Annotated in this window: 11 protein-coding genes; 1 reads left to right on the plus strand and 10 read right to left on the minus strand. The window is 46.7% G+C overall.

Annotated elements, in window-relative coordinates; translation table 11 throughout:
• Nucleotides 1-274: 274 nt before the first annotated feature.
• Nucleotides 275-667, minus strand: a complete 393-nt coding sequence (locus FBF61_RS01720; protein ID WP_138475439.1) for a hypothetical protein — start codon at nucleotides 665-667, stop codon at nucleotides 275-277.
• 345 nt (nucleotides 668-1,012) lie between these two features.
• On the opposite strand from FBF61_RS01720, the gene FBF61_RS01725 reads away from it, so the two are divergent.
• Entirely contained in the window at nucleotides 1,013-1,462 is a 450-nt protein-coding gene (locus tag FBF61_RS01725; protein ID WP_138475440.1) for a GNAT family N-acetyltransferase, read from the plus strand.
• A 42-nt stretch (nucleotides 1,463-1,504) separates the two neighbouring features.
• Here the strand turns inward: FBF61_RS01725 and FBF61_RS01730 are convergent, their stop codons facing one another.
• The 9 genes from FBF61_RS01730 to FBF61_RS01770 all read right to left on the minus strand — a co-directional run bounded on the left by FBF61_RS01730 (nucleotide 1,505) and on the right by FBF61_RS01770 (nucleotide 16,368).
• Complete coding sequence (locus FBF61_RS01730; protein ID WP_138475441.1) at nucleotides 1,505-1,933, minus strand: SRPBCC family protein; 429 nt, start codon at nucleotides 1,931-1,933, stop codon at nucleotides 1,505-1,507.
• Between the two features lie 263 nt (nucleotides 1,934-2,196).
• Complete coding sequence (locus FBF61_RS01735) at nucleotides 2,197-2,880, minus strand: nucleotidyl transferase AbiEii/AbiGii toxin family protein (RefSeq protein WP_138475442.1); 684 nt, start codon at nucleotides 2,878-2,880, stop codon at nucleotides 2,197-2,199.
• Nucleotides 2,877-3,191 (minus strand): hypothetical protein, encoded by a 315-nt coding sequence (locus FBF61_RS34995; RefSeq protein ID WP_229214878.1) that lies wholly within the window; start codon nucleotides 3,189-3,191, stop codon nucleotides 2,877-2,879. Before FBF61_RS34995 ends, FBF61_RS01735 begins: the two co-directional genes overlap by 4 nt.
• Before the next feature lie 261 nt (nucleotides 3,192-3,452).
• Nucleotides 3,453-5,831 (minus strand): ABC transporter permease, encoded by a 2,379-nt coding sequence (locus tag FBF61_RS01745; RefSeq protein ID WP_138475443.1) that lies wholly within the window; start codon nucleotides 5,829-5,831, stop codon nucleotides 3,453-3,455.
• 70 nt (nucleotides 5,832-5,901) lie between these two features.
• The gene (locus tag FBF61_RS01750; protein ID WP_138475444.1) at nucleotides 5,902-6,816 is read right to left on the minus strand and encodes a hydroxypyruvate isomerase family protein; all 915 of its coding nucleotides are present in this window, start codon (nucleotides 6,814-6,816) and stop codon (nucleotides 5,902-5,904) included.
• Between the two features lie 45 nt (nucleotides 6,817-6,861).
• Complete coding sequence (locus FBF61_RS01755) at nucleotides 6,862-9,969, minus strand: PVC-type heme-binding CxxCH protein (protein WP_138475445.1); 3,108 nt, start codon at nucleotides 9,967-9,969, stop codon at nucleotides 6,862-6,864.
• A 40-nt stretch (nucleotides 9,970-10,009) separates the two neighbouring features.
• A complete protein-coding gene (locus FBF61_RS01760) occupies nucleotides 10,010-11,800 on the minus strand; it encodes a RagB/SusD family nutrient uptake outer membrane protein (RefSeq protein ID WP_138475446.1) in 1,791 nt (596 codons plus the stop codon).
• A gap of 4 nt (nucleotides 11,801-11,804) precedes the next feature.
• Entirely contained in the window at nucleotides 11,805-15,200 is a 3,396-nt protein-coding gene (locus FBF61_RS01765; RefSeq protein ID WP_205748210.1) for a SusC/RagA family TonB-linked outer membrane protein, read from the minus strand.
• A 166-nt stretch (nucleotides 15,201-15,366) separates the two neighbouring features.
• On the minus strand, nucleotides 15,367-16,368 hold the full coding sequence (locus FBF61_RS01770; protein WP_166444394.1) for a FecR family protein: 1,002 nt from the start codon (nucleotides 16,366-16,368) through the stop codon (nucleotides 15,367-15,369).
• Nucleotides 16,369-16,401: the final 33 nt, after the last annotated feature.

Here is a 16,401-nt window from a genome sequence, read left to right on the forward strand (position 1 = left end):
AGAGGATAATTAAAAAATTATATTATTACTATTAAGTATGAATAAACCAAAAAGCTAAATGAAAATATGAATGAATTAATATCTATTTCTATTTAAATAATTGTTTTAAATCTGAATCAAACATTTAAATTATATTTAATTAAATTCAGATTCATATTTTTAGAACAGGATATTAAATGAATTGTAATTTATGGCTTGAATCAATCAAAATATGAATTTACATTCGCAGAACACCTATTAAAATTAACATTAAGATGATGTTCAAAAAAAGGGATTACATTGTAATCAAGGCGTACTCATTGTTGTCAAGCAACATCACACCGTCTCTCACAAATCCGGACATATTTATATTATCTCCGGTAATCTTGATCGCATCACCAGTCCTTTTAAATGAGCAAGTTACAATAGGGCCGGTATATTTTTTATTGATATCCGCCCTTACCAGATATGCTTTCGTTTCAGAAGCAAATATTACTACCTCATAATAATCTTTACCGGTTTTAATATCATAACCCAGCAATTTCGCCCAGCTCGTACCTACCAACATATTACTGTATGGCTTTAATGTTACCTTTTCTTTGACGTCACAAGATGTTAGGAATGCCACGAAAATAATGATAAAAAATTTTGTAGCTAATAATTGCGGGTCATTGTAGAACTTTTTCATTTTCTTTGTTGCCTATATTTTTTTGTTGTGTGATTATAATTACCCCTGAATTATAATTCTGATTCGAATGTAAAGGGAGTATTAATATTCATAATTATTAATGGGGTGATTGCAGGCAACTCAGGGTTCAAATTGAGGAAAGTTGGGGTTTGCTACTTATTAGAATTAACTGAATGTTAATCCATCAAAAAGTAGAAATACCTTGAAATGAATCTTACAGTTACATCTATATCATATAATAAAATTAGTTTTGTGTGGTGAACGCCTGTTTCCGTGGGGTGAACGCCCATAAAACCGAAATTCTGCCTTCTACGGATTTATAAAGTGCTATAAACAAACAGCAAAATGAGCAGCTACAAGATCACAGTTCCCGATGAAAATGACTTTGACGAACTCGCCGAGGTCTGGGACGCATCCGTGCGGTCAACACACGATTTCCTGGGGGAAAATGATATCCGGTACTTTAAACTCCTGGTCAGAAACAAGTATCTTAAAGCAGTCAGTTTATTTTGTGTAAGGGATCAATCAGGGGCGATAGCAGGGTTTTCGGGGATATCGGAGAAAACTCTGGAAATGCTTTTTGTGCACCCTCTGCATTTTGGAAAAGGAATTGGCAAGCAGCTGATCGTGCACGCCATTTCAGAGAAGGGAATCCGGAAAGTAGATGTAAATGAGCAGAATCCTTCCGCCCTGGCATTTTATCAGCACATGGGATTTATTGTAACCAAACGTTCACCAATTGATGGCGCGGGCAAACCATATCCCATCCTGCACCTGGAATTGCCTTCCAGCTGATGCACAGTAATTGACTTTTGATTAATGTTGTGGGGCGGACGGTTAGAAAGTTCTGCTTTGATAAGGCGTGCCTTCATCGTTTTCACAATATAATTTAAGGCTCAGCAGGAACATTGCCCAATTATAATTGCACCATTGGTAAAACTCCGTGAGTTCCCGCCAATTGTAGTGACGCAAGACCACCGAAGTAACATTGCTTTTTTCGGAAAGGTCAAATGAAATCCCGGTACCTATCCATTCCGCGTCGGAATCGGTACACTCCCAAACGATCCTGTTATTTTCGGAAAGTTCTACGATCTTCATTTTAGTAGGTTTCTCATCCCCAAACCCGAATTCGTTTACAAACCCTACTTCGGGCTTCACGATCAGGTCCGTGGTCCACACGCGGGAAAGGCCTTCGTGCGTGGTCAGTGCCTCATACACCTTCGCAACCGGCACTTTGATGTAGTTGATATGCTCTATTTTTTCCATTTTCTGATCAAATCTGGAAACAAACATAACAAGAATACCACGCCGCACAGCCGGGCAAACAAGACATCCTGCGGGGGAGTATGGGACAAAGGCAGGTACACATGAGAAAATTTTGATACATTTTTCATTCTGTGTACGGCCAGAAAATGGGTTTTGGTTTAAGACCACGAGGCTCCGCAGGAGCCTTTTTGTTGTGTTTACATGACATTTTTTGACATAAATGGGGGCCTCTCCGAGGCCGCAAGAGAAACCAGATCGCGATTTCACGAGTTTACAAATTCCGTCAGGCTTCCCAGGATATAGTTTACCCTCCTTTTTTCAGCGTATTCCAAATGCGATCCGATCCATTCCTCCAGATAAGCGTTTTCAAGCAACTGACTGATTTCATATCTAAGATATTGTCTCAATCCATGTTCACTGACAAGCATTTCCTGCCATAATGTTAACCGGTGGTTAAATAAGTATACAAGATCCTCAAAGTCAGAACTTGTGCGACCGTCACCGCCACCTCTGTTTTTAAATGCTTCCAGCTTGGTGGCAACAAAATATTCAGGCCTAAAAATATTTATGACGTATCCATCTCCTATATCGTACTTAACCGCGGTTGAAAAACCGGCGGGATACCATCTATTGCTAAACCCAAGAACTGTCTCTCCGGTTGGCATAACATCCACAATAATACCCTTAACTTTATACCGGCAGATAACACCCGACTCCATGTCGTTGACAAATTTCTTGCCCCGTAATTTTTCATCAACAGCACTATAACTTTTGTAGTCTGCCAATTCAACCAGTATGTCAATATCATTAGTCGGCCTTACCTCTTCAGCAGCCCTTTGAACATACAAAGCAACCGTAGCTCCACCAACAAATACTACTTCATCTTTTAATTCCTCCAATGCGTCATGCACCACTTTAATACGCAGTATATTGTCTTTATAACTCATTGCAGGATGACTTTCTTTATTTGTTCCAAGGCTAATTTTTTCTCCCTTATTCGTCCGATACGCAGAATATCAACGCCGGCAAGCAGTTTATACAGGACATCGTCCGTCAATATAGCTCTGGGAACACCTTTATGAAGTGGTTCAATCGCCAGACCTCTTATCCCCCCGTTTTCATCCTTCCAAACATAGTCCAAAGAACTGGAAAAATGATCCTTATAAAAGGGATGAGAATGAGCAGTTGGTACACCTGTGACAATCGGTCCGGGCTGCAATGGAAATACATAGGAAAGACCAAATTCTAAAAATTCCATTAGTGAATTTTTAAACACGTCTCTCTTACTTTCATTCAGAAGCCCGGCTATGCTGCTACGGCTTAAAGATTCAGACACTTCGGATGTACTAATATACAGTGTCGATGATAAGTCGCGGTATTGCCATTCAGTTCTATTCAGACTGATTATTTTAAGTAAGATGACCACGTCCAACGGACGCATTCCTTTATGAGCTCTCATAACACAAATGTACAAATTCTGTTCGCTGTTTGCAAATCGCGAACAGCGAACAGGAGTTATCTATTCTGAACGCAATGAATCAGCTGGATTGGCAAGCGCAGCTTTGAGGCCCTGAAAACTGATGGTAATCAGCGCCATAACAAGGCTGGCAGCACCGCCCGCGGCAAACATCCACCAGCTGATCTCGATCCGATAGGCGAAATTATGTAACCATTGATCCATGCAATAATACGCCACCGGTATTGCGATAAGGACGGAAATCAATACAAGAATCAGAAAATCCCGGGAAAGCAGGGAAAAAATATTGGCGACGCTGGCACCCATGATTTTTCTGATACTGATCTCTTTTGAACGGGTCTGACCGATGAACGTAACCAGTCCGAACAAACCCAGGCATGCCAGAGAAATCGCCATGGCAGTAAATATCTGCACCATATAGGAAATCCGGGTTTGAGACTTGAATGCTTTTTCAAAATCATCATCCAGAAACGTGTATTGAAAAGGTGATTCCGCATCATACGCATGATAAATTCGTTCCAGGATCGCGATCTTTTTGCCGATATCGTCCTTTGGTAGAAAACGTACCTGAATGTTCGAGAACCCGTTTGCCGGCAATGTCGTTTTTTTGATCAGTAACAACATGGGTTGAATTTCATATTGCGGTGTGCTCAGATTAAAGTTTTTTACCACGCCGGCTACCTTTCCCAACTGGCTGCCATCTTCTTGCAATAAGGTTTGCCCCACTGCATTGACATGGGTATAACCCAGCTTCCATACGGCCGTTTCATTGAGTACCAAATAAGACCCGCCGGCATTTGTTTCCTGATTTTTATCAGGCGCCGTACGCCAGGTAAGCCCCAGGTTCGCGGCGAAATCAGAATCCACCTCTAGTCTTGCAATGTCGAGTACCTTGTCCGACAATCCTGTTTTATACTTGTTCATTCCATAACTTCTGAAAAACGCAGTATTCGACATACTGACTTTATCGATGCCCGTTTTACTGATCACTTCCTTTTTAAAACTTTCGCTCTTATTCGAAATCGCATTGCTCAGCCGGATATTCACCAGCTGATCTTTATTGTAACCCAGATCTTTGTCTTTCATAAACTCTATCTGCCGCTGAACGACAAGGCTGCACAAAATAAGCGTTGCGGATACGCTGAACTGGAAAACCATCATAGCCCGACGTGCTTTCGCACCCTGGTTCCGGCCGGTATAATCACCTTTTAAAACGCTCACGGGTGCAAAACGGGAAAGGATAAGAGCCGGATAAATGCCCGCCAATATGGTACTGGCCACAAACAGAGCCACCAAAACTGTAATAAAAAGTTTGCTGGTCAAGAAAGAAAAATCTATGGTCAGGCCGAAAAGGTTATTGAAAGGGTCCCTGAAAAGCAGGACCAGCCCGATGCTCAAAACAAAGGCGATAAAAGTAACAAGTGCAGACTCGGTAAAGAACTGCGACACCAGGGTGAACCTGCCGGCACCGATGGATTTCCTCACCCCTACTTCTTTGGCTCGCAAGGTAGAACGTGCCGTAGCCAGATTGATATAATTAAACAAGGCCAGCGCCAGGATCAGTACTGCAATTCCCGACAAAATATACAAGACCCTGGGACCCGTTTTTTCATTGAATGTATAGTTGCTGCCCAGTCGCAAAGCATGCAAAGCTTCCAGTTCGTAGCTGTCTTTTTCATTGTAATTAAAGGTCGCAATAAGCTTGTTGGCCGTCGCGATATTCCTGATGATCCTGGGATGCGCATCCTTCCGTTCGATCAGCAAAAAGGTTTCGAAATTGGGCAGTTTTTCAAAACCGAATGGATTGATTTTGGAAAAAGTATCATTGGAAGAAACAAAATCGAAGGTAATCGTGGAATTGGTCGGGGCGTTTTTAGCTACGCCGGTTATTTCAAAAAGATGCTCTCCGTTGTAGCTGATCCTTTTCCCGACGGGATTTTCATTCCCGAAATATTTGTCTGCCATACGTTCTGAAATAACGACGGTAAATGGCTTTTCAAGAACATTCCTGGCATTCCCATATTTTAAAGGAAAAGAAAAAACAAAGAAAAGGGATTGGTCCGCAAAGATGAATCCCGTTTCTTCGTTGAGCTGGGCAGGGTTTTCCGGATTTTTGATATTGGTCGACCAATCCCTGTAAATACGGGTATAGCCTTTGATTTCCGGATTCTCGCGGGCCAATTGCGGAGCCAGCGCCGAAGAAGCCAATGTATAGGAAAAACCTTTCTCATTCCGACTCAGTACCCGGTAAATATTCTCTCCGTTCTGATGAAACTTGTCATAGCTCCATTCATGGATGACAAACTGGACAATAATTATGGAAACCGCAATCCCGACCCCCAGGCCTGTGATACTGATTAGTGAGAACAACCGCTCTTTCCATAAATTCCGGAGCGCGATATTGAGATGGTTTTTAATCATAAACAGAGGAGGTTACAATTTTTATCAATATAAAAAATGTAACCTCCCGGTCTACTTATGTAACCTGATTTTATTTGGGGTCAATCGAACGGTATGCTTTCAGTGCGGCCAGTTCGCCCTCTACACCTGCTTTTTTGATCCTGTGCTCCATGCCTATAAAACCCGTATAGCCTTTATCGGACACGTGCTGCAAGACATTCACAAAATTGATTTCCCCCGTGGTCGGCTCCATCCTGCCGGGTGTGTCGCCGATCTGGAGGTAGGCTATCTCGTCCCAGGCATAGTCAAGGGTTGGAAGGATATTTCCTTCTTCAATCTGGACGTGGTAAAAGTCAAAAAGTATTTTTACGCTCGGACTGCCCACAGCTTTGGCCAGGGCGTAAGCCTGGGGTATTTCGTGCAGGAACATGCCGGGATGGTCAATTTTGTGGTTCATAGTTTCCATTACCATAATCATCCCGTGGGGTTCGTAGATATCAGCGATCCTTTTCAGCAGCTCCACCGCATTCACCATCTGAAAATCTTTCGGCAGCTTCGGGTCTTCCAGGCCCAGCACATTGTGGATGAATTTGGTATTCATTCTTTTGGCGATTTCCACTGACGCCTTCACTTCGCTCAATACCTTTTCGCGTAAATCCTTATCAAGTCCCGCGAACGTTACATCCTTAAACGTCATCGTGCCCACAAACTGCCCGAACTCCATACCCAGCTGCTGGACTGTTTTGCTGATCTTTTCCTGTTCTTCCACAGACCTGCTTTTCAGGCCGGTACTTTCCCAGGCCCGGAAACCCTGGTCGTATCCCCATTTGATCTGATCAACCGGATCCTTTCCGCCTGCATCGGCGAAAATGTTGAACTCCGGAGAAAACTTCATTTTAAAAGGTTTTTCGCCTTTTAGAGTGTCGGCGGCGGCAGTTTTTACACAACCGGATACCATTGCGGCGCCGGCCAACAGGCTGTTTTTTAAAAATATATCCCTTTTCATGTAATTAAATTTTGGTAAATGCGGCATGCGGACAATAACCGTGCACTAGCGTAAAAAAGCTTTGTCTTTATCAGGATCCTGGTCCTGCCCGATCAGAAATGCCATCAGATCAGCCATTTCCTGTTCTGACAGCAGTTTGTCAAGTCCCTGGGGCATCATCGAAACATCCATCACTTTCATACTGGTAACGTCTTTCCGGGAAATGCGGACCGTAGTTTGCGGCCCGGTTTTCAGCGTAATCCCTTCCGGCGACTGCTCCTCGATCACGCCCGTGTATTCATTGGCTTTTGTTTTGATCTGGTAAGTTTCAAATTCCCGTACAAAGCTGGCGTTTGGATAAATGATGGCTTCCAGCAAGTCGTGGGCCGACCGGTCCTTCTGGATCGACGTCAGGTCCGGCCCCAGTTTCCCGCCTTCCGCACCTACTGTGTGACAGCCAAAACATATCGCTTTGCTAAAAAACAGTTGCCGGCCGTTTTCAAGATTTCCTTTGCTGATCTGGCTTTCCAGGGATTGCAGGTATTTGAGCCTGTCGGCTTGTACAAGGTTAAGCTTTGCGAGCAATTTGTCCACTTCCGGTTTCACCTCTTCGGGATATTTCTCAAAAATGGATTTGAGGCTGGCCTCAGTAAAACTGTCGAGTGTAGACGTTTTCATGAGCGTACCGGCCAATGCATGGCCTATTTTCGCAGAATGTTCGCCACCAAATACCGAAACCAGACGCGGAAGAATGAAAGCATCTGCCTGCGGCAGGTACGCACTGGCGAGTTTGTAAAGCTGGCCTTCGGAAGGTTTTGCCTGTGAAAGCACAGTAGCAGCCTGAAGACGCAGCGGCGCTTCATTTTTGACATTCAACTGACCATACAAGTATTCAAAATCCTTGTCCGCCAGCTTGGGCTCTGTTTCCAGCAGGATCGAAATGGCCTCCATGCGTAAACCGGCAGGATTTTTGACGTCGGCGGTAACTTTTCCGAGCGTTTGCCCCAGCGATTTGATCCCCGCCAGACGAACAAATTCCAATGCGCTTGTTTTTACAGGCGGATTTCCCGCTGCCAGCAGTATTTCATTCACCCGGTCCGTCCAGACCTGCGGTACTGTTTTCAGCTGGCTTCCTTTCATCACATTGAGCAAAAACAATTGCTGGTCCTTCGTGGCAGTCTTGATCTGATCTGCCACAAATTGCTGGATCGACGGGTCGGCGCGAAATGAGATCAGTATGTCGCGGAAAGATTCTTTTTCACTTTCCGTCAATGCTCCTTTTTTGAACCTTGCAGCCAGAAATGTCCTGATATCCCCCGACCATTCAGGATGGTGGGACGTAACCCAGAGCGCAGTCCGCTGCAAATCAGTATTTTTATTGGAAAGAAAACCTATCACCTGCCCCGAACGCAACGGTTTACCTTTCATCTGGTCCAAAGCGATCAGCGCAGCCTCCTGTACTTTGGGTGACGTATGCGCCAGCGCTTTTACAACCAGTTCCGGCCGGTTCAACGAAATCAGCGAGTAAATGACCGAATGCCGGATAAAAGGATCAGAAGTAGTCGCGGTGGCTGCGATCAGCCCGGGAATTGCCTGTGCATCACCAATCTGGCCCAATGCGGTAGCCGCCTGCCGACGTACAGCGGGTTCATTTTTTTCGACCAGCGCCATCAGTTTGGGTAACGATTTAAGATCTTTTGCAAGACCAACGGAACGCGCTGCTGCAACTCTTACCTGCAAATCCGGGTCGTCCAAGCCCATACGGACACCTTCCCTGGCGCTTCCGGTTCCGATGCGGTACAACATAAAAACGGCCTTGGTCCTTACATCAGCTGATGTCGATTTTTGTAAAAGACTGATCAGCGGGGCCACCGCTTCGTCACCTTTATCGACAATATAATTGGTGGCACGTCCTGCAACATAGGGCCGGGCGTCTGTGAGATAACCGGTCACTTCTGCCGCAGAAAGCGATGCCCAGGCAATCTTATTTCCGTAGGGGTCCTCCGTTTTTTTCAAACCCTTTTTCCTGATCCTGTAAATGGCCCCTTTCATTTCGGGCTTGGAAACCTGCGAAAGCGGGCAGCCTTTGATAAACCAGCCACCGGTCTCTACTACCAGCAGGCTGCCGTCTGCGTCTTCCAGCACGTCGGTCGGGTGGTAATCTTCTTTGTCTGTCCACATAAAAACCTCGTCTTCCGTGCGGAATGAAGCTCCTTCGCGGAAAAGCTTATGCCTGAGGATCCGGTGCGTATTAAACTGCGCACTGAAAAGATTACCCCTGAAATCCTCACCGAAAACAGCACTTTTATATCGTCCGATCCCCGAGGGAGCAACTCTCGAATACTTCGAAACCACCGGCATCAGTTCGCCGGTACGCACCAGGCTGTCACGGTCAATGTTTTTATTGGGTTTGGGATACACCCCTCCCTCCGTCCAGTACACCAATGCATCCCGCTGGCCGGCTTTGGGATCAGTGAAATAGGTTTCGGTACCAATCGGTTCGGAAGCTTCTGTAAATGTCAGTTCCACCGGGTTGTTCATACCGCCTGCCGATACCCATTCCAGTTGCGAACCATCCGGGCGCACCCGCCAGATCCGGGATGTTTCGCCTTTGAGCCGCACGCCTTCTTTGGTCGTTACATCAAATCCATTGATAGCACTTGTCAGGTAAAGCCAGCCGTCTGGCGCTATAAACGGGCCGATGAGACTGTTGGCATTGACATTCAGTGCCCAGCCGGAAAGGACCACTTCCCTTTTATCGCTGACTCCATCACCGTTTGTGTCTGTAAGTTTGATCAAATCCGGGGCTGACGATATGTAAAGGCTTCCTTTGTAAAAATAACCTCCCTGCGGAAACCCAACTTTATCGGCGAAAATCGTGCTTTTGTCATACACGCCGTCACCGTTATTGTCTTCCAGCAGGTTAACCCTGAACTTCGGATCGGTCAGTGCGTCTTTTGTTTTGTCATACACATTACCGGTCGACTCGAAAAGGAACAACCGGCCGGTATCGTCCACATATCCGAACATCGGATATGCCACCAGACTGGAATCGGCGACGACCTCCACAGTATAGCCTTCGGGCACATGAATATCGCTCGCCAGGTCACGGACCTTTCTGACAGACGATGCGCAAAACGTGGCAATGACCACGAAAATCAGCATGTATTTCATTTTTTAAATCGATTTAAATGTAGCTTTTACTGATACCAGTTCAATAACCCGGGTTTTGTACCAATAAATTATTCTTATTGATCTCCGTCCGCATGATCGGGAAAAAGTAAGCCTTATCCAGCCAGGCACTTTTCTGTACTACAATAGGCTTGATTGTTGGTATCGTCGCGGTCGTTTTATCGGGATTCAGCTTATACACAATGTTTACGCCTGTAAATCCTGTGTAGGCCTGGGCGGCGATCATCCACCTTCTCACATCATAAAACCGATGGTCTTCGATAGCCAGTTCAATGCGTCTTTCATTCCGGTAACGCGTCCGCAATGCAGCGCCGGTTTCCGTTATATCGGGCATACCGGCCCTTTTCCGGATCATATTGATGTATTTTTTCGCTTCAACATCCTGTCCGAGTTCGATGCACGCTTCCGCATAATTCAGTAAGACCTCGCCGAACCGGATATACCGCAAAGGCACAGACTGGCCGGAATATTGCCCGTCAATTGCGGGATCGATGAGTTTTCTGAGATAATAACCGGTATATCCTGCATTGAAATTCTCGATCGGGCTGTTCCGGGTATCTAGGCCAGGGACTATTACCATTTCGTTTTTTGCGGCATCCCATTTTTCCCAGGATCCGGTTTGAATAACGCCCACTGGTTCAAGCGCCTGCACATCCGGTGGTCTTGCTTTCCATTTTGCGCCGTCATACAATATGTCGGCATAAAAACGCGGGTCGCGGTCTTTGTAAGGCTGGGCCGCGTGGGCCGGATTTGTCCAGCTGAACCGGGTTCCGTCGGCCATTTCAAAATCATCCACAAGTTGTCCCGAAGGCGTATCTTCCCCGTATAAATGGTAGCCGTTCGGGCCGGCCACTTGTGCAAGGTTGTTCTGCCTGGTTTCCGGCCGGAAAAACCGCACAAAAATATCTTCCTGCGTCTGTTTTACGATAAACATATCGATCAGGTTCTGTACAGCCTCTTCTTTGGAAGCGGGTTCCGGCTTATAAAGGCTGTATGCACCCAGATCAATTGCAGCCTTCGCGGCGTCTTTGGCGGCCTGCCATCGCGCGGTACGGTCGCCGTCGGTATATCCCAGAAGTTCAGGATTTGAAAAGGCCGGGGCCACAGGTTTGTTGTGCAGATCGCTGGCCGCATAAAGCAGTACCCGCGATTTCAGGGCCAGTGCGGCACCCTTCGTTACACGGCCCAGATTGTCGCCTGTTTGTGCAACCGGCAGCAGCGCAGCGGCCTTGTCCAGATCTTCCGAAATGAATTTAATACAATCCGCATAGGTATCTCTTTTAACCTGAAAAGCATCGTTGAGACCGAAGATTCCGGTCACGATCGGTACCCCGCCGTACAGGCTCACCAGCTGCTGATAAAAGTACGCCCGCAGAAAATACACCTCGCCGGTCATGCGGTCTTTGAGTGCTTTATCTCCCGAAAAAGTGGCATCCAATTGCTGCTGAGCCTCTTTTTCAAGAAACAGATTACAATATCTCACACTTTTATAGAGCTTTGTCCACTCCTCATGATTCCAGGAAGCGAGATCATCGGCTGTCAGAAGACTATTGTTAAATTCAAAAAAGCTGTACCACTGGTCATGCATTTCGTCCACAAACTGGCCTTTCAGCACACCGTCGCCGCCGTTGAAAGAATTGTCGACGCTCAGATAAATGCTATTGATAAAAGCTTCGATCAGCGCCGGGTCATTCCAGGTATCTATCTCGGTAAATTCACTCAGTGGTTTTGTTTCCAGCAGATCTTCCTGGCAGGATGCCATCAGAAAAACAAGAAGCAACAGGATCTTGGGAAAATTTATTAGTTTTCTCATCTTGCTAAAAGTTAATGTCCACGCCCAGGTTGAATAATTTGTTGGTAGGATAAGAGAAACCGATGGTTTCAGGATCGAAACTTTTCAGTTTGTCGATCGTCAGCAGGTTTACGCCGCTCGCATATATTCTCAGCCCTGACAGTCCCAGTTTTTTGGTCACCTGGGTAGGTACATTGTAACCGACCATGAGGTTTTTCAGCCTGATATAGTCATTGTTACGGACCCAGTAGGTATTGTTGATGGACGCCCAATATTCTTCCGTTGTACTCCATGTCCTCGGTTTGGTAGCGTCGGGATTATCATCTGTCCACCGTCCGTCGGCGTCTTCTGCAAGAAAATTCCCGAAATTTCCAGAGTTGGTGAAGTAAGTCCTTACCGCACCGGCAGCGCCCTGAAACAGGATATCAGCATAAAAAGCCTTATATCTGAGGTTAATGCTCACACCGCCCGTAAAAGTCGGCAGGTCTGTTTTATCGTTCCTGACCTGGTCCTGGCCGTCGATCTGGCCGTCGCGGTTCACGTCTTCAAAAATGATATCGCCTGGTCTGGCATTCGCCCAGTGCGGGTAATTATCCACCGCAGCCTGGTCACGGAATATGCCTATGGCCTGGTAATAAAGGGCCGAGTTCATCGGATGCCCGGTAGACTGCTGGTATTCAGGCAGGCCGGGCGTTTCATCCCAGAAATGGATCTTGTTTTTCTGGTGTCCGCCGTTTACGGAAACCCCGTATTCAAAATCGCCGATTTTCCGGTTATAGCCCACTTCAAATTCAAAACCCTGGTTGATCACCTCGCCGATGTTTTCGCGGGGAAGTGTCAGCCCCGTAGTGGTAGGCACGGAGGCGTTGCGGAACCACAGAATGTTATTGCGGAAATTGTAAAAATAATCCGCCGAGAAATGCAGCGCGCCGGAGAACATCTCCCCTTCCAACCCTATGTTCGACTGGTTGGCAACTTCCCAGGTAACGTTGGGATTAGCAATCCGGAGTTCGGGCAGCGTTTTCTTTTCGACGTCTCCGTTGAAAACATAGTTGGTGGAAAATCCGTAGCTGGAAAGGTACTGGTAAGGCGTGATCCGGTCATTTCCCAATTTACCCCACGAACCTCTTACTTTTAAGTAATTGACAAACAACCCTTTGTCTTTCCAGAAATTTTCCTCGCTGACCTGCCACCCCAGCGAAACGCCCGGAAAAAAACCGAAGCGTTTGGCTTCCGGGAAAATATAGGAGCCGTCGTATCTGAACACAAATTCAGCAAGGTATTTTCCCTGATAATTATAGTTAAGCCGCCCGAAATAGTTCTTTCTGGCACTTTCAGAGGCGGAACCGTTATTATTTTTTTCAAGATCGCCACCCGCATAAAGCTGGTCGACAGAAGCTGTAATGAAGTATCTTCTGAACGCGGAAAAGCCTGCTGTATCGCCAACCATACGCTCCACCCCGACCAGCACATTGATATTATGTTTGTTGCCGATATGCCTTTCATAATTGAGCAATGCATTCAATGTCGAGCGATTGGTATTCATGGTATTCTGCGTAAGCCTCGGCTCCGAAAATCCGCGTTGCCCGCGCACCAGCACCGGCTGGTTATCAGCATCCAGGCTCTGTCCGTCCCAGGTATAGAGGTACCACGGCCGCTGCCAGATCTTTCCGTTGATAAATGTTTTGTCAAAAGAAATATTGGTGGTCAGTGAGAGGCCCTTTACCCAGGGATTGGTAATGCTCAGTTTCACATTACTCTGCATGATGTACGATTTGGTGCGGTTGTAGCCCGTCTGGTCGGTAACAAGCACCACGGGGTTTTCGCCCCGCTCGATATCAGGACCGGCAAGCCCGTTCGGCCAGTAGGCGATCATGGTCGGCTTGCTCTTGAAAAGTGTATTGAAGATCGTATTCACAGACGCGCTCGGATAATTCCTGTTTTCCTGCCGCCCCGCCAGGTCTACGCCCAAATTGACGTAGTTCGAAAGCTTGCCATCGAGATTGATCCTGAAATCGGCCTGGGAATAATTGGTCGCCGAATTTTTATAGATCGCGTCCTGGTATTTGGCTCCGGCGGAAACAAAATATTTGATATTCTCGGAACCGCCCCGCACCGAAACATTGGTGACACGCTGCTGGGAATAGGGTTTGAAAACACTTTTGAACCAGTCGGTATTGGGGTACCTGAGCGGGTCGGAACCGTCCCGGAATTTTTCCAGCTCGGCATCCGTGTACACCGGCTGACGGTCGCGGTACTCGCTGATCTCGTTCAGCATTTGTCCGTACGTAGCAGCATCAGCATTTTTTGGTATAATGGTCGGTTTGCTCCACGCCTGGTTAAAAGTCACGTTGATCCTCGGCTTGCCGTCAACACCTCTTTTCGTGGTGATCAGGATTACCCCGTTGGCAGCCTGCGCACCATAAATGGCAGCCGAAGCATCTTTTAAAATGGTGAGGCTTTCGATATCAGACGGGTTCAGCCCTTCCATGGTCCGGTTGGCTATCCCGTCGATCACAATGAGCGGAGAGTTGTTACCCAGCGTATTGGAACCCCTGATCCGCAGTGTAGTAGCATCATTTCCAGGCTCTCCCGAACGTGTTACGGCTACGAGGCCGGGCAAACGTCCTGCCAGGGAATTGGTGATATTGACCGAAGGTGCGGCCTGAAGTGTGCGGCCGTCGACCGTAGCGATTGAACCGGTTATGGTGGCTTTTTTCTGCGTGCCATACCCAACCACGATCACTTCTTCCAGTGACTTGGTATCGGCCTTCAGAGTGATGTTGACCACGCCCCGGCTACCCAATAAAATCTCCTGGCTCTGATAGCCTACAAAGCTGAATATCAAAACACTGGATTCGTCGGGAACGGTGATCTGGAACATACCCTGCGTATTGGTGGTCGTGCCCTGGGTGGTGCCTTTGAGTACCACGCTCACTCCGGGCAGCGGCTCCCCGTTCTCGTCTGTGACCTGCCCGTTTACAGGCGGCGGAAGCACAGGGATGGAAAGTACCGGCTGAGGTCTTTCTTTGAGGATAATTGTCTTGCCCTCCTGCCTGAAATCGAAGTGCGTATTGTTAAGGATCAGTTCCAGCGTCCTGTAAACCGTACGGGTCTCTTTTTTTAAACTGATACCAGTATACGGCGTGATTTTCGGGGACAGATAAAAGATATTGTAGCCCGATTCCTCTTGTAATTTTTCGAGGGCATTTTTAAGAGAAGCATTGTTGAGCTCCAGGGCTACACGGCTCTGCCGGATATCCTGCGCTCCACTTACATTCGCCATTAAAAGCTCGGCGGTAATGATAAGGATGGTACAACAATAAAAGCTGATTTTCATAAGATTGAGAAAATTAGCCCACACCCTGTCCTGCCAGGAAATAGGGAATACCCAGCTTGCAAAAGCTAAAGATTTTTGCATACTTTTGTTATGTTTAGAAAGTTGGTTCCAATTTTTTGAACAAGAACTCCTCATCGCTGTCCAAGGCCGGGGAGTTTTTTTGTTTTCAATCGGCCGGGTCTTACGGTGCCCTGCTGTTGTATTTTCCAGTATAGGTCATTTGTTAAAGATTTAGTGGATCAGAAGTTTAGTGGCATTTTTCCCCGTCAATGACCAGATCCCGGCCATTGATCGAAAACGTCGTATTGCTCGTCGTCGAAAGTATCCTGAACACTTCCTCAATTGTTTCCGTCCCCGAAAACCGGCCGGTGATCGTGCATTGCCTGAGTGCAGGGTTTTTAAAAGATATGCTGACATCATAACGTTTTTCAAGCCGCGCTGCGAGCTCCCCGAATGGCAGGGCATCGAAAGTCATGTCTGTTTGCGCCCAGGCCACAGTTTCATTGGCTCTGACCATTTTCTCCCCTGAATGCAGGGTAGCGGTATTGAATACAACCTGCTTGTTTTCGGTCAGGATCGCCAGCAGTTTACGCTCATTTTCAACTCTTACTTTGCCTCTGGTTACGGTAATGACCACTTCTTTCTGATCTTGCCACGCCTTGATGTTGAAGGCTGTGCCCAAAACAGTCGTTTTTACGTTTCCGGTGCTGATGATAAAAGGCACATCGCTCTTTTTATTTTGACCTGGTCCCAAATGCACGACATCAAAATAAGCTTCCCCGACAAGGGTTACCTCACGGGTGGTTTTGTTAAATTCCTTTCCGTAGGTCAGACTGCTTTTTCCATGCAATACAACAGTACTCCCGTCAGGAAGCGTAACAAAACGATTGGGCGATTTCCTTTCGGCACTGACGGCCTGTGCCACCGTTGTACTTTTCTTGTCTTTGTGATTTCGCGAAAGAAAAAAAGTACTTGCTACCCCGGCTAATACAATAAAAATGGCCGCCGCCCGGAAATACCAGGTGCTGAAAATATGCACCGCCGGCTTTTCGGGCGTGCGCAGACGGTTGGAGATATTGTCTTTCAGCCGAGCTTCCAGAGACGAAACCTCTTCATCATCCATCAGATCGGTCGCGTCAGCTTCATCCTGAAAAACCTGATAATACTGTTCAATAGCCAGCGTTTCATCCGCAGTGGCCACGCCGTCCAGATACTTTTGTACCAGCTTCCTGAATTCGTTTTTGTTCATTCCTGACATCTGTATACCGATCTTTAATTATAC

Origin of the sequence: Dyadobacter bucti (genome assembly GCF_005869225.1) — a bacterium.
GTDB classification, from domain to species: domain Bacteria; phylum Bacteroidota; class Bacteroidia; order Cytophagales; family Spirosomataceae; genus Dyadobacter; species Dyadobacter bucti.